The organism is Janthinobacterium sp. SUN120, from assembly GCF_030397735.1.
Classification (GTDB): domain Bacteria; phylum Pseudomonadota; class Gammaproteobacteria; order Burkholderiales; family Burkholderiaceae_D; genus Janthinobacterium; species Janthinobacterium kumbetense.
Map to the genome: position 1 here is coordinate 1,112,600 of NZ_JAPUBW010000001.1, position 22,267 is coordinate 1,134,866.

Annotated in this window: 19 protein-coding genes; 9 read left to right on the forward strand and 10 right to left on the reverse strand. The window is 67.8% G+C overall.

What is annotated here, in order from left to right; translation table 11 throughout:
* Window positions 1-138 precede the first annotated feature (138 nt).
* Genes O0879_RS04980 through O0879_RS05005 form a run of 6 tightly spaced genes read left to right on the forward strand, consistent with a single transcriptional unit; the run spans window position 139 to window position 4,840 of the window.
* Window positions 139-894: a hypothetical protein gene (locus O0879_RS04980; RefSeq protein WP_289915062.1), complete on the forward strand. Its 756-nt coding sequence runs from the start codon at window positions 139-141 to the stop codon at window positions 892-894.
* A complete protein-coding gene (locus O0879_RS04985) occupies window positions 873-1,118 on the forward strand; it encodes a phosphopantetheine-binding protein (RefSeq protein WP_099668090.1) in 246 nt (81 codons plus the stop codon). Before O0879_RS04980 ends, O0879_RS04985 begins: the two co-directional genes overlap by 22 nt.
* Window positions 1,115-1,975, forward strand: a complete 861-nt coding sequence (locus tag O0879_RS04990) for a hydrolase 2, exosortase A system-associated (protein ID WP_289915064.1) — start codon at window positions 1,115-1,117, stop codon at window positions 1,973-1,975. Before O0879_RS04985 ends, O0879_RS04990 begins: the two co-directional genes overlap by 4 nt.
* Window positions 1,972-2,859, forward strand: a complete 888-nt coding sequence (locus tag O0879_RS04995; protein ID WP_289915065.1) for a hydrolase 1, exosortase A system-associated — start codon at window positions 1,972-1,974, stop codon at window positions 2,857-2,859. Before O0879_RS04990 ends, O0879_RS04995 begins: the two co-directional genes overlap by 4 nt.
* Window positions 2,853-4,145: a glycosyltransferase gene (locus O0879_RS05000; RefSeq protein ID WP_289915066.1), complete on the forward strand. Its 1,293-nt coding sequence runs from the start codon at window positions 2,853-2,855 to the stop codon at window positions 4,143-4,145. The genes O0879_RS04995 and O0879_RS05000 overlap by 7 nt, the downstream gene beginning before the upstream one ends.
* Window positions 4,142-4,840, forward strand: coding sequence for a tetratricopeptide repeat protein (locus O0879_RS05005; protein WP_289915068.1), 699 nt, complete (start codon window positions 4,142-4,144; stop codon window positions 4,838-4,840). The genes O0879_RS05000 and O0879_RS05005 overlap by 4 nt, the downstream gene beginning before the upstream one ends.
* Here the strand turns inward: O0879_RS05005 and O0879_RS05010 are convergent.
* From O0879_RS05010 to purT, 4 genes are all read right to left on the reverse strand, one after another.
* Window positions 4,827-5,564, reverse strand: a complete 738-nt coding sequence (locus O0879_RS05010; protein ID WP_289915070.1) for a hypothetical protein — start codon at window positions 5,562-5,564, stop codon at window positions 4,827-4,829. The two genes, O0879_RS05005 and O0879_RS05010, sit on opposite strands and share 14 nt — an antisense overlap.
* 138 nt (window positions 5,565-5,702) lie before the next feature.
* Window positions 5,703-6,149 carry a DUF6678 family protein gene (locus tag O0879_RS05015; RefSeq protein WP_289915072.1) on the reverse strand — a complete coding sequence of 149 codons (447 nt, stop codon included), beginning with the start codon at window positions 6,147-6,149 and terminating at the stop codon, window positions 5,703-5,705.
* The gene (locus tag O0879_RS05020; protein ID WP_289915075.1) at window positions 6,146-6,859 is read right to left on the reverse strand and encodes a DUF6058 family natural product biosynthesis protein; all 714 of its coding nucleotides are present in this window, start codon (window positions 6,857-6,859) and stop codon (window positions 6,146-6,148) included. The genes O0879_RS05015 and O0879_RS05020 overlap by 4 nt, the downstream gene beginning before the upstream one ends.
* Window positions 6,860-6,902: 43 nt before the next feature.
* Window positions 6,903-8,135 (reverse strand): formate-dependent phosphoribosylglycinamide formyltransferase, encoded by a 1,233-nt coding sequence (gene purT, locus O0879_RS05025; RefSeq protein ID WP_289915077.1) that lies wholly within the window; start codon window positions 8,133-8,135, stop codon window positions 6,903-6,905.
* A 175-nt stretch (window positions 8,136-8,310) separates the two neighbouring features.
* Between purT and O0879_RS05030 the strand changes: the two genes are divergently transcribed.
* The 3 genes from O0879_RS05030 to O0879_RS05040 all read left to right on the forward strand — a co-directional run bounded on the left by O0879_RS05030 (window position 8,311) and on the right by O0879_RS05040 (window position 12,329).
* Window positions 8,311-8,817, forward strand: coding sequence for a sigma-70 family RNA polymerase sigma factor (locus O0879_RS05030; protein WP_289909806.1), 507 nt, complete (start codon window positions 8,311-8,313; stop codon window positions 8,815-8,817).
* Complete coding sequence (locus O0879_RS05035; protein WP_289915079.1) at window positions 8,814-9,767, forward strand: FecR domain-containing protein; 954 nt, start codon at window positions 8,814-8,816, stop codon at window positions 9,765-9,767. The genes O0879_RS05030 and O0879_RS05035 overlap by 4 nt, the downstream gene beginning before the upstream one ends.
* A 66-nt stretch (window positions 9,768-9,833) precedes the next feature.
* The gene (locus O0879_RS05040) at window positions 9,834-12,329 is read left to right on the forward strand and encodes a TonB-dependent siderophore receptor (RefSeq protein ID WP_289915081.1); all 2,496 of its coding nucleotides are present in this window, start codon (window positions 9,834-9,836) and stop codon (window positions 12,327-12,329) included.
* Here the strand turns inward: O0879_RS05040 and O0879_RS05045 are convergent.
* The 6 genes from O0879_RS05045 to O0879_RS05070 form a co-directional block, all read right to left on the reverse strand.
* Window positions 12,326-12,826, reverse strand: coding sequence for a VOC family protein (locus O0879_RS05045; RefSeq protein ID WP_289916154.1), 501 nt, complete (start codon window positions 12,824-12,826; stop codon window positions 12,326-12,328). The two genes, O0879_RS05040 and O0879_RS05045, sit on opposite strands and share 4 nt — an antisense overlap.
* 64 nt (window positions 12,827-12,890) lie before the next feature.
* Window positions 12,891-14,330: a TolC family protein gene (locus tag O0879_RS05050; RefSeq protein ID WP_289915082.1), complete on the reverse strand. Its 1,440-nt coding sequence runs from the start codon at window positions 14,328-14,330 to the stop codon at window positions 12,891-12,893.
* A complete protein-coding gene (locus O0879_RS05055) occupies window positions 14,320-15,663 on the reverse strand; it encodes an HlyD family type I secretion periplasmic adaptor subunit (RefSeq protein WP_289915086.1) in 1,344 nt (447 codons plus the stop codon). Before O0879_RS05055 ends, O0879_RS05050 begins: the two co-directional genes overlap by 11 nt.
* Window positions 15,660-17,849, reverse strand: coding sequence for a type I secretion system permease/ATPase (locus O0879_RS05060; protein WP_099664095.1), 2,190 nt, complete (start codon window positions 17,847-17,849; stop codon window positions 15,660-15,662). Before O0879_RS05060 ends, O0879_RS05055 begins: the two co-directional genes overlap by 4 nt.
* 89 nt (window positions 17,850-17,938) lie before the next feature.
* On the reverse strand, window positions 17,939-20,977 hold the full coding sequence (locus tag O0879_RS05065; RefSeq protein ID WP_289915088.1) for a calcium-binding protein: 3,039 nt from the start codon (window positions 20,975-20,977) through the stop codon (window positions 17,939-17,941).
* A gap of 291 nt (window positions 20,978-21,268) precedes the next feature.
* Window positions 21,269-22,189, reverse strand: coding sequence for a LysR family transcriptional regulator (locus tag O0879_RS05070; protein WP_289915090.1), 921 nt, complete (start codon window positions 22,187-22,189; stop codon window positions 21,269-21,271).
* Window positions 22,190-22,267: the final 78 nt, after the last annotated feature.

Sequence of the window (22,267 nt, forward strand, 5' to 3'; positions counted from 1 at the left end):
AGACAAACGGCCACAGCGGTCTTGATTTTGATCAATTAACAGTTTCAGCAACACAGCTTGAGCCGGCGCAAGACCGCCGCTGGCCGCTGCGCTCTAATGGACAGCGTTGGCTGCATAGCCGCCCCATCCATTACCGCCATGGCCCTGTCCCCGCAATTTCCCCTGCTGCAACGACTGGCCGCCAGCCTCGATCAACTGGGCTGGCGCGACAGCGCCTGGCTGGCCGTGGCGCGCCTGCTGGCGATGGTGACGGGCGGACGCTTCACCCTGTACCGCTACCAGTTCGTCGCGCAGGCCGTGGCGCCCGGTTCGCTGTGCCGCGGGCGCGGCCAGTCGATCAAGGTGACGCCCTGCCTGGCGGAAGCGGACTTGCCGCCCGGTCCCGAACGCCGGCCCGGCGCCCTGCGCGAGCGCTACCGGCAAGGCGCGCAATGCCTGGTGGCGCGCGACGCGTCGGGCATGCTGGGCTGGATCTGGCTGCTGCGCCACGGCTGCCAGGAAGACGAGGTGCGCGCCCGCTATGCGCTGGCGTCGCAGCAGTCGTCGTGGGACCTGGACGTGTGGGTGCATCCCGAACGGCGCGGCGGCCTCGTCTTCGCGCGCCTGTGGGAGGAAGCCAACGCCGTGCTGCACGCGCAGGGCGTGCGCTGGACGTGCAGCCGCATCTCGCGCTTCAACCGCGCCTCGCTGGGCGCCCATGCGCGCCTGGGCACGCACGCGCTGGGCACGGCCACCTTCATTCGCTGCGGGCGCTGGCAAGCGATGGCCGCCAGCCTGCCGCCGTATCTGCACCTGTCGCGCCGTCCCGACGATATGCCCTGCCTGGCCTTCGATACGTCTTCCCTGCCGCACTACCCTTCCCTGGAGCTGACATGCCGCATCTTGAAGCAGTAAAGCACATCCTTGACACGACGCTGGGCTTGAACGGGCGCGTGCTGGAAGCCCACACGCCGCTGCTGGGCAGCGTGCCGGAACTCGACTCGATGGCCGTGATCGGCGTGATCGCCGCGCTGGAAGACCATTTCGGCATCGCGGTCGCCGACGACGACATCCATGCGCGCCACTTCGCCACCGTGGGCACCCTGCACGATTTCGTGTTTGCAAAGCTGCGGGCATGAACCGCGCCGCCCTCGACGCCCTGCCGCTGCTGCCCTTCTTCCTGCCCGCCAGCGGCGGCCAGCGCTACTGCCTGCTGCACCTGCCGCCGCCGGGCCAGGCCGCGCGCGGCGGCATCCTCTACGTGCATCCGTTCGCGGAAGAGCTGAACAAGAGCCGCCACGTGGCCGCCGCGCAGGCGCGCGCCTTTGCCGCGGCCGGCTACAGCGTGCTGCAGATCGACCTGTTCGGCTGCGGCGACAGCAGCGGCGACTTTGGCGAAGCGCGCTGGGACATCTGGCACAACGACCTGCACCTGGCTTGCGCGTGGCTGGCGCAGCGTGTCGACGGCCCGTTGAGCGTGTGGGGCTTGCGCCTGGGCGCCCTGCTGGCCCTCGATTTCGCCAGCCGCGCGCCGCTGCCCCTGGCGCGCTTGCTGCTGTGGCAACCGGAACTCGACGGGCGGCGCAGCATCGACCGCTTCCTGCGCCTGCGCCTGGCGTCCCACATGCTGGCCGGGGCCTCGCAGGAAGCGCCCGGCCAGGCGCGCGCCGCGCTGGCGGAAGGTGAACCTGTGGAAGTGGCCGGCTACCTGCTGGCGCCCGAACTGGCGCAGGCCATCGACGGCGTCAACGCGTCGACGCTGCAGCCTTGCGTGCCCGTCTATTGGCTCGATTACCGCGCGGCGGAGCAAAAGGACGCCTGGTCGCCGCCGCTGCTGGCGCGGCAATGGCGCAAACGCGGCGCCGCCGTGCACGTGGCCAGCTTCGATGACGGCCCGTTCTGGCACAGCGGCGAGCTGCTCGCGTGTCCGCAACTGCTGTACGCCACGCGGGAACTGTGCCGCGACTGGCTCGACGAGGAAAGGTCCCGGCCATGAAGCGCGACGACAGCCGGCAGCACCCCGCGGCGCACGCCGTGCGCGAGCTGGCCCTGCGCTTTCGCAGCGCAGCCGAAGACGAGGAGGCGCAGGCGCGCCTGGCCGGCATCCTCAGCCTGCCCGATGCGCCTGGCCCGCGCGGCGTGCTGATCGTCACGGGCGGGCCGCAGTACCGGGTCGGCAGCCACCGCCAGTTCGTCTTGCTGGCGCGCGCGCTGGCCGCGCAAGGCTGGCCCGTGCTGCGCTTCGACTTGCGCGGCATGGGCGACAGCGAGGGCGGCGCGCGCGACTACCGCGCCGCCGGTCCCGACATCGCCGGCGCGCTGGCGCAATTCTTCGACGCCGTGCCGGCCTTGCGCGAAGTGGCGCTGTGGGGCTTGTGCGACGGCGCCACGGCCGCCGCCTGCCATGCGCCGCGCGACGCGCGCGTCAAGGCGCTGGTCTTGCTCAACCCGTGGGTGCGCAGCAGCGCCGGCCTGGCGCGCGCCACCTTGCGCCATTATTACTTGGGGCGCCTGCTGCAAGGCGATTTCTGGCGCAAGCTGGCCAAAGGCGGACTGCGGCTGGGCGCCAGCCTGGCGTCGCTGCGCCAGGTGGCGGCCGCCACGCGGGCAGCGCCAACGGGGGAAGACGACGCGCCCGCGCCGGCCCTGCTGCAGGCGCTGGCGCAATTCCAGGGCAAGGTCATGCTGATCCTCAGCGGCGACGACCTGGGCGCGCGCGAGTGGCAGGCGCTGCTCGAAGGCGACGCGGCGTGGCGCGCCGTGGCCGCCCGCACGCAATGGACGCAGGCGCGGGTCGACGGCGCCAACCACACGTTTGCCAGCGCCGCCTGGCGCGGCGCGGTCGAACAGCTGTGCGCGCGGTGGCTGCAGTCATGGTAGCGAACGTGCCGAACGCGGCCCGACCAAAACGGGTGCTGATGGTCGCCTACCATTTTCCGCCCCTGGCCGGCGGCAGCGGCATCTTGCGCACCCTGGGCTTTGCGCGCCATTTGCCCGACTGCGGCTGGCAGCCGCTCGTGCTCAGCCCCAGCCCCAGCGCATATGCGCAGCGGGGCGATACGCAGCTGGCGCAGGCCGCCACGCAAGCCACCGTGCGGCGCACCCTGGCGCTGGATGCGGCGCGCCATTTCGCCGTCGGCGGGCGCTATCCGCGCTGCCTGGCGCTGCCCGACCGCTGGAGTTCCTGGTGGCTGAGCGCCGTGCCGGCCGGCCTGCGCATGATCCGCGCCTACCGTCCCGACGCCATCTGGTCGACATACCCGATCGCCACGGCGCATTTGATCGCGCTGACCCTGCAAAAACTCAGCGGCCTGCCGTGGATCGCCGACCAGCGCGACCCGATGCTGGACGACAGCGACCCACAGGCGCCGTATCCGCCCGAGCCGCGCCTGCACCGCATGCATGCGTGGATCGAACAGCGCATCGCGGCGCGCAGCGCGGCCATCATCTGCACCACGCCGGGCGCCATCGCGGCGCACCAGCGGCGCCTGGCGCAGGTGGCGCGCGAGCGTTTCCACCTGATCGAGAACGGTTACGATGAAGACGGCTATGAGCATGACGGCGGCGATGAGCGCACGGGCCCACGCGGCCGCTTCCTGCTGCTGCACAGCGGCGTGATCTACCCGTCCGAGCGCGATCCGCAAGCGCTGTTCGAAGCGCTGGCCCGGCTGCGCCGCGACGGCGTGCTCCACGCGCGCAATTTCCAGCTGGTGCTGCGCGCCACGGGCCACGATGCGTGGCTGGCGGGCCTGCTGGTGAAATACGCCATCCTCGACCTGGTGCGCCTGGAACCCTTGCAGCCGCACGGCGCGGCGCTGCAGGAAATGCAGGCAGCGGACGGCTTGCTGCTGCTGCAGGCGGCCAATTGCAACGGGCAGATTCCCGCCAAGCTGTATGAATACCTGCGCTGCCGCCGGCCCATCCTCGCGCTGACCGACGCGGCGGGCGACAGCGCGGCCAAGCTGCGCCACTGCGGCATCGACACCATCGGCCAGCTGGCCTCCAGCGGCGATTGCGCGCGCGCGCTGCTGCGCTTCCTGGAACTGGCGCGCCAGGGCCAGGCGCCGCTGGCCAGCCCCGCCGCCATCGCCCTGCAATCGCGGCAAGCCCGCAGCAACGCCCTGGCCGCCTTGCTGGACCAGGTCAGTCACAGGAGCCCGACATGAAGCATCGCCTGCTTGCCTGCACCCTCGCCGCCTACTGCGTCCATGCCGGCGCAGCCGAATGCCCGCCCTACGTCAAGCACACGCCGGGCGGTGACTACACGAGCGAGGAAGACCGTTCCGGCCTGTCCGTGGTCGAGAAATTCCATTTTTCGCGCGCCGTGGAAACGCTCACGCAAGGCATGACGACCAGCCTGGGCGGCGACATCAGCTACACGCTCGAACACTTCCCGAATCACCACCGGGCGCTGGCGTCGATGGCAAAACTCGGCTTGCGGCTGAAAAGCGCGCAACCCGTCGGCGCCCGCTACACGGTCAACTGCTACTTCGAACGGGCGATCGCCTTCGCGCCGCACGATGTGACGGCGCGCATGGTGTATGGCAACTACCTGCTGGCCACGGGCCAGGACGCGGCGGCGCTGGAACAGCTGGACTCCGCCAGCCGCCTGGCGCCCGACCAGGCCACCATCCAGTACAACCTGGGCTTGATGTACGTGAAAAAGAAGCAATACGACAAGGCCAGCGCGCACGCGCAAAAAGCCTACGCGCTGGGCTTTCCCTTGCCGGGCCTGAAGAACAAGCTGAAGGCGGCGGGCAAGTGGAAAGAACCGCCGCCGGCCGTCATGGAAGCCAAGGAAGCACCGAAGGCAGCGACAGAACCGGCCGTGCCGCCGGTCGAACAGCCTAGCGGGGAATGACGGCGGGCCGCCCGGCCACGCTCGCATGCCCGGTCGGCGACGCGGCCAGCGCGGCGGCCAGGTCGCGCCGCGACTGCGCCTTGTCGGCGGCATTGCCGATGTGCGCCAGTTCCGCCGGCTGCAGCACGGTGGCGGTGAGCAGCATCACTTCGCCATACGGCGTGTCGAAGGATGGGGGAATCGTCGCCACGCCCTGCGCCAGCAGCACGCCCACCTGTTCGTTTTCGTCTTCCAGTCCTGCCGGAGCATCCTGCACGTCCAGCACCATCGACACGCTGCCGTGGCGCTGCACCAGCAAATCGATGGAACCGTGGTCGGCCACGTTCTGGCTGACCTGGTAAATCACGTCGAACAGCCACGATTGCGCCACTTCCTGCTCGTCGAAGGCGGACAGCGGCGCTTCGATGCACACTTCCAGCAGGTGGCCGCGCGGGACGAACACGTCGTCGTCATCCTCGAACGGATCGCTCAAGCCATCGCTGGCGAGAATGATCGACTCGGCGCGGCGGATCACGCGCCACGCCTGGCGCAACGATGGCCAGCGCGGGCCTCCCATGAAAGCGGGATTGACGAGGGGCGCCAGCACGTCGGCATCTACAGTGCCCAGGGTGGCGTAGAAGGCGTCGCGCGCGGCGCAGGCCGCAGCCAGCATCCGCGCGCCCGCTTCCTTGCCGACGACGGCGTCGTCCGGTTGCGCTACTTGGGGAATGTCGTTATCAGGCATGTTATTAATCCTTTATTTACGACACCTGACAAAACCGTAGCGAGCGGAAGGGAGAGGTGGCTAAGAAGCGCAACCGTACTCTAGTACGGTGAGCATCGCAGGCCGCCTATACCGACGCGCAGTAGGTTTTTTCAGGTGTCAATCGGCAGGTGGAAAGTCATGATAGGAACGGGGCAGATAGCCCCAGATGCGCGCCACCCGGTCGCGCACCTCGAAATCGAAGCCGATGCGTGCCAGTTCCGGCACGATCCACACGCCATGGTCGATGATTTTCTTGGGCAGCAGCATGCCCACGTGTTCTTCCGAATACAGGCTGATGTCGAACCATTCCACGCCCAGGAAGGGGAACGGCGGGTGGTAATCCCATTCCGTATCCCAGCGCGAGACATAGCCGGTGACGGAGCCGTAACGGTAGGACGGCGCCCAGTCAGGCTGCCCGCGCATGAAGGCCAGCAACGCGTTCCACTTGCAGTCATTGGCGGCGCCGGCCAGGTTGCGCCGCGCGATGTGGCCGCGCAGCTTGCGCTTGACATCGTCGCCGCCCGCATCGGCCTGCGGCAGGCTGTGCGTCGCTGATGCCGTCATGCGGGCGTCTCCTGCGCGTCGCTCACGCGGAGGTTCGCCCGCAGATCCTCGACCAGGCGCTTGCGGCTGCTCAAGGCGTATTCGATGGGCGAAAAAGGCATGGCGGCCGCCGCATAGGCATCGATCAGCGCATGCATCTGCTGCGCCTGCGCTTGCGGCAACAGCGTCTTGCTGCCATTCCCGCTTTGCTGCGCGAGCTTTTCCTGCAGCACTTCCTTCCAGGCGATGTGCGCCTCGGACATGGGATTGGCCACGCACAGGGAAAACGTGCCGTTCAAGAAATACGTCCAGGCGCTGTCGGTGCGGGCGCGCAAGCCCTCCGCGATCGGCGCGCCCCTGTCGTCGAAACTGTCGCGCAGGCGCCAGGTCGTCAGGTTCAGGGTCGCCAGCGCGGCCGCGTAGCGGGAAGCAAATTGCGCCTGCAGGCGCGCTGGCGCCGTTTCCGGCCCCTCGGCGAGTGCGTGCAGCGCCACGGCGATCCAGGCCAGCTGGGATGGCGGAAAATAGCGGCCGGCCCTGGCCCCGGGCGCCGCCATGGCGCCAAAGACGAACGAGCACAGATTGCCGCTGGCATCGACCACGTATGCCGGCGCGGGAACCAGGCGGACCTGGATCAGGGCGTCGATTTCTTCCATGGTCATGGCGGCGGCGGCCGCCAGTTGCGTCTCGTCCAGATAGTGCTGCGCGAGATAATGATCGAGTTCCGTCATGCGCCGGCTTCCATGTTGATGACTGTTGTATCGGCCAACACGCTTACGGCGCCACTGGCTTGACCTTGGACGCGGCCAGCACGGCGCGCGCACGGGCCGTGTCGATATCGTCGGCCGTGGCCAGCGCCACGCCCATGCGGCGGCGGGCGAACGATTCCGGCTTGCCGAACAGGCGCAAGTCCGTACCCGGCACGCTCAAGGCGTCGGCCACGCCTTCGAAGGCGATGCCTTTCGCTTCCAGCTGGCCGTAGATGACGGCCGAGGCGCCGGGCGAACGCAGCGCCACGTTGACGGGCAAGCCGAGGATGGCTTTCGCGTGCAGCTCGAATTCGCTCTGCACCTGGCTGGCCATGGTGACCATGCCCGTATCGTGCGGACGGGGGCTCACTTCCGAAAACCACACCATGTCGTCCTTGACGAACAGCTCCACGCCGAACAGGCCCAGGCCGCCCAGGTTGTCCGTCACCTTGCGCGCGATCTCGCGCGCGCGTTCGAGGGCCAGCGGCGCCATGCGGGCCGGCTGCCACGATTCCACGTAGTCGCCGTGCACCTGCAGGTGGCCGATCGGCTCGCAAAACTGCGTCTCGACCTGTCCCGAAGCACCCACGGCGCGCACCGTCAGCAGGGTGATTTCATAATCGAAGTCGATGAAACCCTCGACGATGACGCGGCCCGTATCGACCCGGCTGCCGCTGGCCGCATACGCCCACGCCGCGTCCACCTCGGCGGCGCTATCGAGCTTGGACTGGCCCTTGCCCGACGACGACATCACGGGTTTCACCACGCACGGGAAGCCGATTTCCCGGCAAGCGTCCTGCAACTCCTGCAGGCTGCTGGCGAAGCGGTACGGCGACGTCGCCACGCCCAGGGTTTCTGCGGCCAGGGTGCGGATGCCTTCGCGGTTCATCGTCAGCACGGCCGCGCGCGCGTTCGGAATGCACGTGATTTGCCCCGCCGCTTCCAGCGCCGCCAGGGTATCGGTGGCGATGGCTTCGATTTCCGGCACGATCAGGTCCGGCTTTTCCAGGGCTATCAAGGCGGCCAGCGCCACGCCGTCGCTCATGTCGATCACGTGCGAGCGGTGCGCCACCGGATGGCCCGGCGCGTTCGGATAGCGGTCGACGGCGATCACTTCCACGCCCAGGCGCTGCAGCGAAATGATCACTTCCTTGCCCAGCTCGCCGGAACCGAGCAGCATGACTTTGATGGCGGTGGGCGACAGCGGTGTGCCGAAGGTGCGGGGCGCGATGGTGCTGCTGGTGGTGCGAGTGGTCATGGCAGGGTCTGTAGGCGGATGGAAAGATGGCTGGGACTATAACAAATGCCGGCCCGCTTGGACAGGGTGCGCCAACCGTGCAGGCGCTGGCGGCGGCACTTGCCAGCGCCCGCAGTCAATGCAATAATTGAGAATGATTCTCAATTAACAGTCGTCGTCCATCGTCCTTGCCGCCATGAACCCTGCCGCACCGCCCGACCTTGCCACCCTGTACCGCGCCCACCACGGCTGGCTGCAGGGCTGGCTGCGGCATAAGCTGGGCTGCGGCGCCGATGCGGCCGATGTGGCGCACGACACCTTCCTGCGCCTGCTGCAGCGGCGCGAACGGCCGCAGCCGGCCCTGCGCGAACCGCGCGCCTACCTGACGCGCATCGCGCAAGGCCTGGTGATCGACCATTACCGGCGCCGCGACGTGGAATACGCCTACCTGCAGGCGCTGGCCGCCCTGCCCGAACAGACGGCGCCGTCGCCCGAAACGCGGCTGCTGATCATCGACACCCTGGTGCGCCTCGATACGGCGCTCGACGCCCTCAAGCCGCGCGCCAGGCAGGCCTTTTTGCTGGCCCAGCTGGACGGCTTGACGGGCCCCGCCATCGCCGCCAGGCTCGAAGTCTCGCTGGCCACCGTCGAACGCGACCTGGCCAGCGCCTGGCGCGCCTGCTACCGCGTGTATTTCCAGTGACGGCCGCCTTGCAGGACGACCCCGTCGAGCAAGCGATCGCCTGGGCCGTGCGCCTGCAGATGCACGGCGCCACGCCGGACGCCCTGCTGTCGCTGCAGCGCTGGCGCGATGCCGATCCCGGCCACGAACAGGCGTGGCAGCGCCTGGCCGCCATCGGCCATCAATTCTCGGGCTTGCCGCCGGAAGCGAGCCGCGCCACCCTCGACGCCAGCCTGGCGCGCCGCCGCCAGCGCCGCCAGGCCTTGAAAGTGCTGGCCGGCATCGGCTTTGCCGGCACGGCCGCCTGGTTCGCCATCGATACGCAGGCAGACTACCGCACGGGCACGGGGCAACGCCTGGCCGCGCGCCTGCCGGACGGCAGCTTGCTGCACCTGAATGCAGGGACGGCCGTCAGGCTGCGCTTTGACGGCAAGCAACGGCTGCTGACCTTGCTGCATGGCGAGCTGGCCGTCACCACGCAAGCCGACCCGCAGCGCCGGCCGTTTCTCGTCGACACGGGCGAAGCGCGCATGCTGGCGCTGGGCACGCGCTTCACGGTGCGCCGTCTCGCCGGCGCCGGCGGCATGCTGACGCGCCTGGCCGTGCAGGAACACGCGGTGCAGCTGCAGGCCGGCGCAAGCACAGGCGTGGCCAGTCCCGTGCTGGTACGGGCCGGCGACAGCGTCGTGACGGATGGCGCGCGCACCTGGCGCGAGCCGGTCCATGACGATCCGGCCGCCTGGCTCGACGGCGTGATTGCCGCGCGCGACATGCCCCTGGGCCAGCTGGTGGCCGAACTGGCGCGCCACCGGCACGGCTTGCTGCTGTGCGACGCCGATATCGCCAGCTTGCCCGTCTCCGGCGTCTTCCAGCTGGACGACCCCGAGCGTGCCCTGCGCGTGCTGCTGCAGACGCAGCCCATCGTGGCCGTGTACCGCACGCGCTTCTGGGTCACGCTGAAAAAAGCGTAAAAAAGATGAGGGGATCGGGCTGGCCGCACGGCATACAGCTTGATACCCCCCAACTTGATAGCGATTATGAACCACTCTTTCCTGCCCTCCCCCCAGCCATTCCCCCCGCTTCCCGCGCGATTTCCAGCCCGTTCCCGCCTGGCCGGCGCCGTCGCCGGCGCCCTGCTGCTGCTCGGCGCGCCGCCCGTCCTGGCCCAGCACAAGCCGCCGCAGGCCAGCAGCGCCAGCGCCACGTACACCCTGCAGATCGCCGCCGGCCCGCTCGATGCGGCGCTGGAACAGCTGGCGCGCAAGGCGGGCCTGACGCTCACCTACCAGGCGGCCGAGGTGCGCGGCTTGCGCACGGCCGGCCTGGCCGGCAATTACAGCGCCGCCGCCGGCCTCGATGCGCTGCTGGCCGGCAGCGGCCTGGCGGCGCTGCGGCTGGCGCCCAACGATTTCGTCCTGCGCCCGCTGCCCAGGTCGGCGAACGCGGCGGCCGATGGCGCGCAGCAACTGGCCGAAATCACGGTCACGGCCGGCGGCGAACCGGCGCTGGAAACGGAAGGCAGCGGCGCCTATGCGGCGGCGCTGGCTGGCACGGCCACGCGTTTTACCCTGTCGCCGCGCGAAACGCCGCAATCGCTGACCGTCATCACGCGCCAGCAGATGGATGACCAGGGCGTCCTGAGCCTGGCCGACGTGCTGCAGCAGACGCCGGGCGTGACCGTCTCGCACGACGATACGGAGCGCTATAACTACTATGCGCGCGGCTTCAGCCTGAACAGCTTCCAGTACGACGGCGTACCCACCTTCGATTTCAGCACCAATTCGAACGGCCTGGGCATCCGCGACATGGCCATCTACGACCGGGTGGAAGTGGTGCGCGGCGCGAATGGCCTGATGAGCGGCGCCGGCAGCCCGGCCGGCGCCGTCAACCTGGTGCGCAAGAAACCCACGCGCCAGTTCCAGGCGTATGCGCAGGCGGGCATCGGCAGCTGGGACCGCTACCGCGCGGAAGCCGATGTCTCCGGCCCCTTGAATGCGGACGGTTCCGTGCGCGCGCGCCTGGTGGCCGCGCACCAGGAGCACGGCTCCTACATCGACTATTACCAGCAGGACAAGAGCGTGGTGTACGGCGTCATCGAGGCCGATGTGACGCCGCGCACGCGCGTGCTGGCTGGCATCGATTACCAGAAAATCGATTCGAAGGGGTCGTCGTTCGGCCAGAATCCCCTGTTTTACGCCGATGGCAGCCGCACGCGGTTCGCCCGCGCCTTCAACCCCGCCGCGCGCTGGACGGACGCGGGCAGCACCAGCACGCGCGTGTTCGCCGCCGCCGAGCACCTGTTCGACAATGGCTGGCAAGTGAAGGCGGAAGCGAGCCACTGGAAAGGCGATACGGACCAGTTGCAGGCGAACATCATCAGCTGGGGACCGTATCCAAACCCGGCCACGGGCCTGGCCACCGTGCAGCGCGGCGCGAAAACCTATGTCATCGACAGCAATTCCCTCGATGCATATGCGACGGGACCATTCCAGTGGCTGGGCCGCCAGCATGAACTGGTGCTGGGCGTCAACGCCAGTCACCGCACGTCCGACTACCTGGCGTATGGCGGCGGCAATGTGGAAACCGATTACCGCCACTGGAACAACGATGTGCCGCTGCCGGCGAGCATGGCCGTCAGCCTGACGCAAAAATACAGCTTCAAGGAGTATGCGGCGTACGGCGCGGCCCGCTTCAAGCCGGCCGATGGCCTGTCGCTGATCGTCGGCAGCCGCCTGAACAGCTACGAGCGCACGGGCGACCTGATCTACGGCTGGGGCGGCACGGGCCGCGACGACGCGAAGGAAAAACACCGGCTGGTGCCGTATGCGGGCGCCGTCTACGACTTGAACGGCACGTATTCCGCGTATCTCAGCTATGCCAGCATCTTCGAGCCGCAATCGGTCAGCGACGCGAATGCCAGGGCGCTGCCGCCCACCACGGGCAAATCCTGGGAAAGCGGCATCAAGGGCGAGTTTTTCGAGCGCAAGCTGAACGCCAGCGTGGCCATCTTTCACATCCAGCAAGACAACCTGGCCGATTACGTGGGTACGGACGCCAACGAACGGGAAGTCTACCGGCCCATCGACGGCACCACCACGCGCGGCGTGGAGCTGGAAGTGGCGGGCCAGCTGCTGCCTGGCTGGCAAGTGCAGGCGGGCGCGACATTCAGCCGCCCGCGCGACAAGGATGGCCAGCGCATCGACACGACGCGCCCCGAACGCAGCGTCAAGCTGGCGACCAGCTACCGCCTGGGCGGCGACTGGCGCCGCTTGAGCGTGGGCGGCAATATCAACTGGCAAGGCCGGACCTATTACCACACCGTCCTGGCGGGCGACGTGCCGGCGCGCGCCGACGAAGGCAGCTTTGGCGTGGCGGGGCTGATGGCGCGCTACGAGTTCAGCAAGGGGCTCAGCGCCGTGCTGAATATCAATAATGTCTTCGACAAGCGTTACTACAGTGGCTACGGCCTGTACGGCAGCGGCTACTATGGCGATCCGCGCAACGCGCAGCTGACCTTGCGGGCCAGCTTCTAACCGGCGTACGCCCGCTTGATCTCGTCAATGTCGATCTTTTTCATGCCCATCATGGCCTTCATCACGCGCCCGGCCTTGACGGGATCGGGATCGGTCAGCAGCTTGATCATGAGGGTGGGCACGATTTGCCAGGACACGCCGAACTGGTCCTTGAGCCAGCTGCATTGCTGCGCTTCCGGCGCCCCCCCTTCGGACAGCAGGCGCCAGTAATGGTCGACCTCGTCCTGGGTTTCGCAATTGACCTGGAACGAGATCGCCTCGGAAAACTGGAACAGGGGGCCGCCATTCAAGCCCGTGAACGTCTGGCCATCCAGCTCGAAGGCCACCGTCAGCACGCTGCCCGGCTCCTGGCCGTGGATTTCCCTGCCCTCTTCGCCATAGCGCAGGATCTGGCCGATCTTTGAATTGGGAAATATTTCAGTGTAAAACCGGGCCGCCGCCTCGGCGTTGCCGTTGAACCATAAACATGGGGTAATCTTTTGTACGCTGTGCATGATGTCTCCCTTGGCCGAAGTAGAAACACCTTCCCTGCGCGGGAAGGCCAGTGCTCCATCATAGTCACTATCGCGCCGTCGAGGCGCGCAATTTGCCGCCGCCTGTGCCGCCGCTTGCGCCACCCTCTTGCGCGATATCGGCGCGTCCCAGCATGCCGGCGCTGGCCAGCAGGCGCAGCCGGGCCGAGCGCCATTCCGCCTGGCAACGAATGCGTTCCTGCTGCGCTTCCAGCAGCGCCGACTGCGTATTGAGCATTTCCAGGATGTCCGCCGCGCCCAGGCCGAACTTGCGCTGCACGCTGGCCAGCGCGTCCTGCGCCGCATCCAGCCACGTCTGCGCCGCGGACAGGTTGGCCAGGGCCGTGCTCGCCTCCGCATGCGTCCTGACCAGGTCCATCAGGGTCTGCTGCTGCACTTCCTGCGCCTCCGCTTCCCTTTGCTCGGCCTGCGCCTGCGCGCCGCGCACCTTGTAATGGCGCGCAAAACCGTCGAACAGGGGGATGTTGAGCGAGATGCCCACCAGCGTTTCGCGCGTGGAGGCCGGCGACAAACCCTGGTTGGGGCGGCCGTTCTGGTACAGATTCGCCGTCAGGTCGATGCTGGGCCGGCCTTCCGAACGGGCCACGGCCACCCGTTCGCGCGCGGCCGCCAGCTGCGCCTGCGCCGCCACGATGGCCGGATGCCGTTCCCTGGCCTGCGCCAGCCAGGCGCCCAAGTCGTCGCGCAAGCCCGCGTTCAAGCCCGCCCCTGCGCCATCCCCGTCGTCGTCCACCAACACCGCCGTGTCGGCCGGCAAGCCCAGGGTGTACACCAGCACGGCGCGGGCCTTGCGCTCGTCGCCGTCGGCGCGGCTGGCGCCCAGGGCCGCCTTGGCCAGCGCGCTCGTCGCCTGCAAGGTATCGCTGTGCGAGCCCAGGCCCCGCTGCGCGCGCCGCTGCGTCGCCTGCACCGTTTCCCGGGCCAGCGCCTCGTATGCCTGCCGCATCTGCACGCTGGCGCGCGCCGTCTGCGCATCGAAATACGCGCTGACCGTCGCCGCCAGGGTCTTTTGCAGCACGGCGTCGCGGTTGGCCAGGGCCGCATCGAGCAAGGCCTGGGCCGACCGCTGGCCCGCCGCGCGCCCGCCAAAGTCGAACAGACGCCAGGACAGGCTGAGCGAACCCGTATTGCTGTCCAGGCTGCTGGAAGCCGTTCTGGCGCCGGGATAGGCCGTGCGGTCATGCACGCGGCTCAGGCTGCCATTCAGGGTGGGCAGATAGGCGGCCCTGGCCTCGCCCACGCCGGCCGCCTGCAGCCGGATGCCGGCCCAGGCGCCGTGCACCTGCGCGTTGCGGCACAGGGCCAGGTCGACGGCCGCCGGCAAGCTCAGCGGCAGACTCAGCGTTACTTCGGCCTCCCAGCTGGACGGACATGGCGCGGCGGCGAGCTCCACCGGCGGCTGCGCCCGCACGGGCAAGGCCCCCAGCAAGGCGGCGGCCAGCAAGGCGGCGCGGCATCTAGCGTTCATGCAGCGCCTCCTTCTGGTGCTGCACCAGCGGCGAGAGCACGTATTCGATCACCCGTCGCGTGCCCGTGCGGATTTCCGCGCGCACGGCCATGCCGGCCGACAGCGGCACCAATCTGCCGTCAACGGCGATGGCCGGCTGCTGCAGCGTGATCCGAACGGCGTAGACGAGACCCTTTTTCTCGTCCTCGATGGCGTCGCGCGACACGCTGCTGACGACGGCGGGCACGGTGCCATACTTTGTGTAGTCGAAGGCGTCGACCTTGATGGCGACCGCCTGCCCTTCCTGCACGAAGCCGGCGTCGCGGTTTTCCAGCATGGCGTCGATTTCCAGCCGCCCCTGGCGCGGCACGATCTGCATCAGCGCCTGCGCGGCCGGCACCACGCCGCCCACCGTATGCAGCTTGAGCTGCTGCACCGTGCCGTCGACGGGGGCCGTCAAGCGCAACAGGCTGCCGCGGGCGCCGGCGCGGCGCGCATCCTGGCCGCTGGCGGCCGCCACCCTGGAGCCTTCCGCCAGCGCGTCGTACGCATCCTTGCGCGTCTGCGCGACCAGCGCCGCGCGTTCGCTGCGGGCCGACGCCAGCTGGCCGGCCAGGTCGATGCGCGCCTGCTCCTTTTCCAGCCACGCGTGTTCGGCCACGTCGCGCGTGGCTGCCAGCGCCCGGTAGTCGCCGGCGCGCTGCACCGCCAGCGGCAGCGCCTGCGCATAGCGGGCGATTTCGCCGTCGAGATGGGCCAGCCTGGCGCGGAAACTCGCGTACTGGCCGTCCACATGCGCCTGCGCGGCGGCGACGTCGGCGGCGGAAGCCTCCGCGGGCGGCGCCAGTTTCGGCGCGCGCACGCTGTCGACGGCGGCGATCAGCGCGCGCGAGCGGGCCATTTGCAGCGCGGCCGCCACGGCGTCGCCGGCAGCCTTGTCGCGCTCCGCGTCGGGGCCGCGGCTGTCGAGCTCCACCAGCAGCTCGCCCGCTTTGACGGCTTGCCCTTCCTGCACGTGCAGGGCGCGCACGGCGGCCACGTCGACGGAAGCGATGGTCTTGGTATTGCCGGACGGAATGATCTTGCCCGCCGCATTGACGATGATGTCGACCTTGCCGAAGACGGCCCACAGCACTACGCAGCCGACGAGCAGCATCAGCACGCGCGCCGTGAAGCGCAGCGACGGCGACACGGGCCGCTCCTGCAGCGCCAGCGCGGCCGGCAGGAAGGCCGCCTCGTCCTCGCTCAGCACGGGTCCGCCCAGGGTGGCGCGGATGCGCCAGCTGTGCCGCAGCACCTGGCCGTAGCGGGCCAGCAGTTCGCCATACGCGGCCAGGCGGTGGCCGGCGCTCATGCGGCGCTCCCGGTCGTTCCCTGCTGCAAGCCGTACAAATGGGCGTAGATGCCGTTCGGCCTGGCCAGCAGCGCCTTATGCGTGCCCAGCTCGGCCACCTGGCCCCGCTCCATGACGACGATGCGGTGCGCCTCGCGCACGGCCGACAGGCGGTGGGCGATGATCAGCACGGTGCGCCCCGCGCAAATGCCGCGCATATTGTCCTGGATGATTTTTTCCGACTCGTAGTCGAGCGCGCTCGTCGCTTCATCGAAAATCAGGATGCGGGGATTGCCGACGAGGGCGCGGGCGATGGCGATGCGCTGGCGCTGGCCGCCCGACAGGCCCGTGCCGTGCTCGCCCACCATGGTGTCGTAGCCTTCCGGCAACTCGCAGATAAAATCGTGGGCGCCTGCCAGTTTCGCCACGGCAATGACGGCGTCGATGGGCAGCGCCGGGTCGCTCAGCGCGATATTGTCGCGCACGGAACGGTTGAACAGGATGTTTTCCTGCAGCACCACGCCGATCTGGCGCCGCAGCGAAGCCGTGTCGATGACGGCAATATCCTGCCCGTCGATCAGCACCCTGCCCCGTTCGGGGATGTACAGGCGCTGCGCCAGCCGCGTCAGGGTGCTCTTGCCGGAGCCGGAACGCCCGACGATGCCGATCACTTCGCCGGGCGCGATGGCGATCGACACGTCGCGCAGCACCTCGGCCGCGTCGGGCCGGTAGCGGAAACCCACCTGCTGGAATTCGATGGCGCCCGCGATGCGCGGCATGCGCGCCTTCTGGCTGCCCCCGTTCAAGCCGCCGGATTCCGTGCGGGCATTCAGGATATCGCCCAGCCGGCTCATGGAAATGCCCACTTGCTGGAAATCGTTCCACAGCTGCGCCAGGCGCAGGATGGGCGAAGCTACCTGCCCGGCCAGCATATTGAAGGCCACCAGCTCGCCCACCGTCATTTTCCCGTCGATGACGAGGGTGGCGCCCCACCACATGATGGCAGCCGTCACCAGCTTGCTGACGAGGGTGACGCCGCCGCTGGCCAGCATGCCGATGTTGTTCGCCGACAAGCCCGCCGACACGTAGCCGGCCAGCTGCTTTTCCCACTGCTGCTGCCAGCGCGGCTCGACGGCCATGGCCTTGACCGTGTCGACGCCGCTGATCGTTTCGACCAGGAAAGACTGGTTTTCCGCGCTGCGGTTGAATTTGTCGTTCAAGCGCCCCCGCAGCACGGGCGTGAGCAGCATCGACAGGGCCGCATACACGGGAATCGAAGCCAGCACGATCACGCTCAGTGCGGCGCTGTACCACAGCATGGCGGCGATGAAGATGAAAGAAAACAGCACGTCGAGCACCAGGGTCATGGCGTTGCCGGTGAGAAAGGAGCGGATGCTTTCCAATTCATGGATGCGGGCCACGGAATCGCCCACGCGGCGCGCCTGGAAATACGCGATCGGCAAGGCCAGCAGGTGGCGGAACAGGCGCGCGCCCAGTTCCACGTCGATCTTGCTGCTGGTGCGCGCAAAGACATAGGTGCGTATCTGGCCCAGTACGGCCTCGAAGACGATGGCGCACACGAGGCCGATAGCCACCACGTTCAGGGTCTGCATGGCGTGGTTGACCAGCACCTTGTCCATCACCACCTGGAAAAACAGGGGCGTGGCCAGGCCGATCAGCTGCAGCACGAAGGAAATCAGCAATACTTCGCCCAGCAGCCGGCGGTATTTGACGATGGCGGGAATGAACCAGCTGAAGTCGAAACGGGCCGTCTCGCCCGCGTAGCTGGCCTTGCTGGTAAAAAAGATCAGTTCGCCCGACCAGATGGCGAGGAAATCGTCGCGGCCCAGGATTTGCGGCGGCTGGCCCGGATGCTGGACGAGCACCTTGCTCACGCCGCCGTCGCCCGTGTCGACCTTGCCGAGGATAAAGAAACGGCCGTCGTGGCCGATGGCGATGGCCGGCAGCGGCGCCTGCGCCAGCCGTTCAGGCGCTTGCTGCACCAGCTTGGCCGTCAAGCCCAGCTGTTTTGCGGCCAGCAAGACGGTTTGCCGCGTGAACACGGACTGGCCGAATGCGTGCTTGAGCTGGGCGCCGTCGGCAGCAATGCCATGCAGGCTGGCCATCAGCAGCAGCGACAGCAAGCCCGTGTCGGGCGCAGCAGGTTCCAGGGGGGACGTATCGTGGCGATATGAAAATGCGGTCATCGGATCATGTCAGAAATTCAATGGCGCAGCCAGGCCGGCACGTGCAAAGCCGGCCTGGCTGCGTAAGTGGCGATACGGCTAGCTAGCCGTTAGTGGGCCGCCGCCAGCTGGATCTGCGACGCCGGGCCGCCATGGGCCGACCACGGCGCCGATGCGGCCGCCGGCACGGCAAAGCCGGCCATCGCTTGCACCAGCTGCGCGGCATCCGCTTGCCAGCCGGCAAAGCCGCCCGAGCTGGCGGCCTGGGTTTGTTGCGCAGCGCGCCAGTTCTGCGCCAGTACGGGCGCCAGGGTCGCGGCCGTGCCGGCAGGCAAGGTGAGCTGGCCAGCCGGCGGCGGCGTCAGGCCCGCCATCGCCTGCACGAGTTTTTGCACGTCGCTGCCCAGCAAGACGCGGCCATCGGCCATGCGGAATTCCTCGATGCGCCGCTCCGCGCTCTCGTACCAGCCGGTGACGGTGATCTTGTCGCTGGTGCCGATGGTGCTCACTTCCAGAGCCGTGCCCACCTGGCGGAACCACAGCTGCTCGGCGCTGACCCCGGCCAGGAAGGACACGACATCGCGGCTGCCCGCCTCGTTGGCCTCGTTGATCATGTCGGCGCCGTCGCCGCGGGCGAAGATATAGGTATCGTTGCCCAGCGTGCCGGCCAGGACATCGTCGCCCTTGCCGCCCTGCAAGATATCGTTGCCCAGGGCGCCCAGCAGGGTGTTCTTTAGTTCATTGCCGATCAGCACATCATCGAACTTGCTGCCGACGACCGCGTTGAAATTGGCCACCACATCCACGCCCGGACGCGCCGCCAGTGCCGTGCCTACGGCTGCGAAGGCAACCGTCGCGCCAGCGCTTGCGTTGACGTAATTGAGCGCGTTGCCCGCACCGCCGCCGTCGAGCACGTTGCCGCCGGGGGTAGTGACGAAAAAGATGTTGTTGGTGAAGGAGCTGCCCGTCACGGTCAGGCCAGAGCCCCCGAGGCGCACATTCTCGACGTTGTCGGCCACCGTGTAGTTGACAGTGGTAAACACGGTGTCGCTGCCGCCATTGCCCCGTTCGATGATGAAGTCGCCGCTGTGGTTGACGTGATACGTGTCGTCGCCGCCCAGGCCTTCCATCAGGTCGGCGCCGGCCGTGCCCTTGATGAGGTCGGCATTTTCCGTGCCAACAAAGGTTTGCTCCGTCAACTGCGTGGGGCCGTTGAAGTGCCAGGCCTGGGCCAGCGCGGGCGCCAGGGCGGCGGCCGTGGCGGCAGGCAAGGTCAGCTGGCCCAGCGCAGGCGGCGCCAGGTACGCCATGGCCTGCACCAGCGATTGCACGTCGGCGCCGCGCAGAACGTGGCCGGCGGCCGTGCGGAATTCCTCGATGTTCGGCGCGGCCGCGTTCCAGGCGCGGATGGTGATCTTGTCCGTCGTGCCGATGGTGCTCACTTCCAGGTCCGCGCCCACCTGGCGGAACCACAGTTGGTCGATGTTCACGCCGGCCAGGAAGGCGATGGCGTCGTAGCCGGTGTCGGCGGAAAGCTCGGTGATGACGTCGGCGCCGTCGCCGCGGGCAAAGACGTAGGTATCGTCGCCCAGGCCGCCGGCCAGCGTGTCGGCGCCCTGGCCGCCTTGCAAGGTGTCGTTGCCGAGGCCGCCGGACAGGCTGTTGGCCAGTTCGTTGCCGATCAGCACATCGTCATAGGCGCTGCCTGTCACGCTGGAAATATTGACCAGCACATCGCTGCCAGGCAGGAACGCGGTACTGCCGCCGGCGGGAGCGATGGTCGCCGTGGCGCCCGCCCTGGAACCGGCATAGGTGGCGGAATTATTGCTGCCGATGCCATACAACAAGTTGCCGCCGGCTACGTCGACGTGAAAGACGTTACCGCTGCCGTTGCCTGTCACACCCAGGCCCGCTGCGGCCAGGTGCAGTTCTTCGATGTTGGCGGCCATGGTGTAGTTGACGGTCGTGTAGACAGTGTCGCGGCCGCCACCAGGCTGTTCAGTTACCACGTCGTTGCCATGGTTGACGTAATAAATGTCGTCGCCGCCCAGGCCCGCCATCACGTCGGCGCCCGCCGTGCCCTTGATGATGTCGGGATTCGCCGTGCCGGTAAAAACGCCATTGGCGGGCTGGCTTGGTCCCTCGGTGCGCCAGTTCTGCGCCAGCACGGGCGCCAGGACGGTGGCTTCGTAGACATGCAAAGTCAGCTGGCCGGCCGGCGGCGGCGTCAGTCCCGCCATCGCCTGCACCATGTTTTGCACGTCGCTGCCCAGCAGCACGCGGCCGTCGGCCGTGCGGAATTCCTGGATGCGGGGCACGATGCCCTCGCTGTACCAGCCGCCGATGGTGATCTTGTCGCCGGTGCCGATGGTGCTCACTTCCAGGTTCGAACCGACCTTGCGGAACCACAGCTGGTCGGCGCTGACGCCGGCCAGGAAGGAAACGACGTTGTGCGCCCCCGCTTCGGCCATTTCGGTGATGAAATCTGCACCATCGCCACGGGCAAAAATATAGGTGTCGTCACCGCCCAAGCCAATCAGGTGATCATCGCCCTGGCCACCGCGCAAGGTATCGTTGCCAATACCGCCCAGGAGACTGTTTTTAAGTTCATTGCCGGTCAGCACATCATCGAATTTGCTGCCGATGAGGTTGGCGAAGTTGAGCAGCACGTCGCTGCCCGCTGGCGCCGTCAGAGGGTCATTCGCGCCCAGCAGCGTTGCCGTCACGCCCGTGCGGGAACCGATATACACGACCGAGTTGCCCGTGCCGCCGCCATCGATCCTGTTGCCGCCGGCCGTATCGACGTAAAAGATATTATTGGTATTGGCAGTGCCCGTGACGGTCAGCCCGGCGGCGGTCAGGTAGACTTTCTCCACGTTCTCGGCCACCGTGTAATTGACGCTGGTGTACACGCTATCGTTGCCGCCGTTGGCCAGTTCGACGATCACGTCGCCGCTGTCGTTGACGTAGTACGTGTCGTCGCCGGCCAGGCCTTCGAGCACGTCCGCGCCCGTGGTGCCGGTCAGCACATCCGCGTTCGCCGTGCCGATGAAGCGCTGCGGGGCGGCCGCGACACTGTTCAGGTATGCCTCGATGGCGGACATGCCGTCGGCAGCGGTGGAAGTTTGCGATGCAAATTTTTCAGTCATGTTGCAGTTTCCTGTCATTAAACGTCAAAACCAAGAGTGAATATGTCGGCGCAAGCTGACATGCAAGGCAAAAGTTCCGGCCGCCTCCACTTGCAGTTCAGCGTGCACCTTCAACGGTCCGGCACTTTCGGCGCAGGGACGGCGCGCGATTGAACGCCGCCTCGCATGCACGCCGTATTGACGTTCAAACGTGTGTAGCACTGTTATTTGTCATGCAAATGTCACACTGCATGCTGGAAGGGAGGCGGGGAAGGAAGCGCGCGGGCGCGCCCGCTGCGATGGCGTCTGGTTTCAGGCGGCTGGGGCAGAGCTCTCGCTTGACGGCCCGGCGCCGAACGTCTGGTCCTGCAGCTGCGCCACCAGGAAATCGATGAACACGCGCAAGCGCGGCGGCAGATGGCTGCTGGCCGGCCACAGCAGCCAGAATGCCGTGCGCGCCTGCGTATGCGCGTCCAGCAGCGAAACCAGTTGCCCCGCCGCCAGCTCGCGCTGCACGGCGAACGCTGGCAGGTAGGCGATGCCCTGCCCTTGCAAGGCCAGGAAGACGCGCATTTCCACGCTGTTGCACACCATGCCGGACGCCGGCTGGGCCAGCGCATCCATCAGCGGCCACGGCTCCAGGCGGCCCGTGGCGGGAAAACGGTAGTCCAGGCGGGCGTGCCGCAGCAGCGCGGCGCCATCGGCGGGCCAGCCATGGCGCGCCAGGTAGGCAGGCGACGCCACCAGCAAGCGGCGGAACGTGCATAGCTTGCGCCGCATCAGGCTTGAATCGGCCAGCTCGCCCGTGCGCACGACGGCGTCAAAGCCGTCGCTGACGAGGTTGACCATGGCGTCGGAAAAATCGAGATCGAGTTCGATGGCGGGATAGGCTTGCATGAAAGCGCCGATGGCCGGTTCGAACAAGCCGCTGTAGCGTGGCAGGCTGATGCGCAGGCGGCCGCTGGGGCCGCTACTGGCCTCGCTCAATTCCCGCTCGGCCGCTTCAACCTCGGCCAGGATGCGCTTGCAGCGGTCGAGGAACTTCTCCCCTTCCGCCGTCAGCGCCAGGTGCCGCGTGCTGCGCTGGAACAGGCGCGCGCCCAGCCGCGCTTCCATGCGCGCCACGCTCTTGCCCACGGCCGACGAAGACAGGCCCAGCAGCCGGCCCGTGGCCGAGAAACTGCCGCTGTCGGCCACCTGTACGAACATGGCGATGCCGCCGAGACTATCCATGCGCTCCCCATTAAAGACAAATGTGTCCGATATGTTGATCAGTTTAGCCCATTTTTCTTCAATGACGGGCGCGCCATA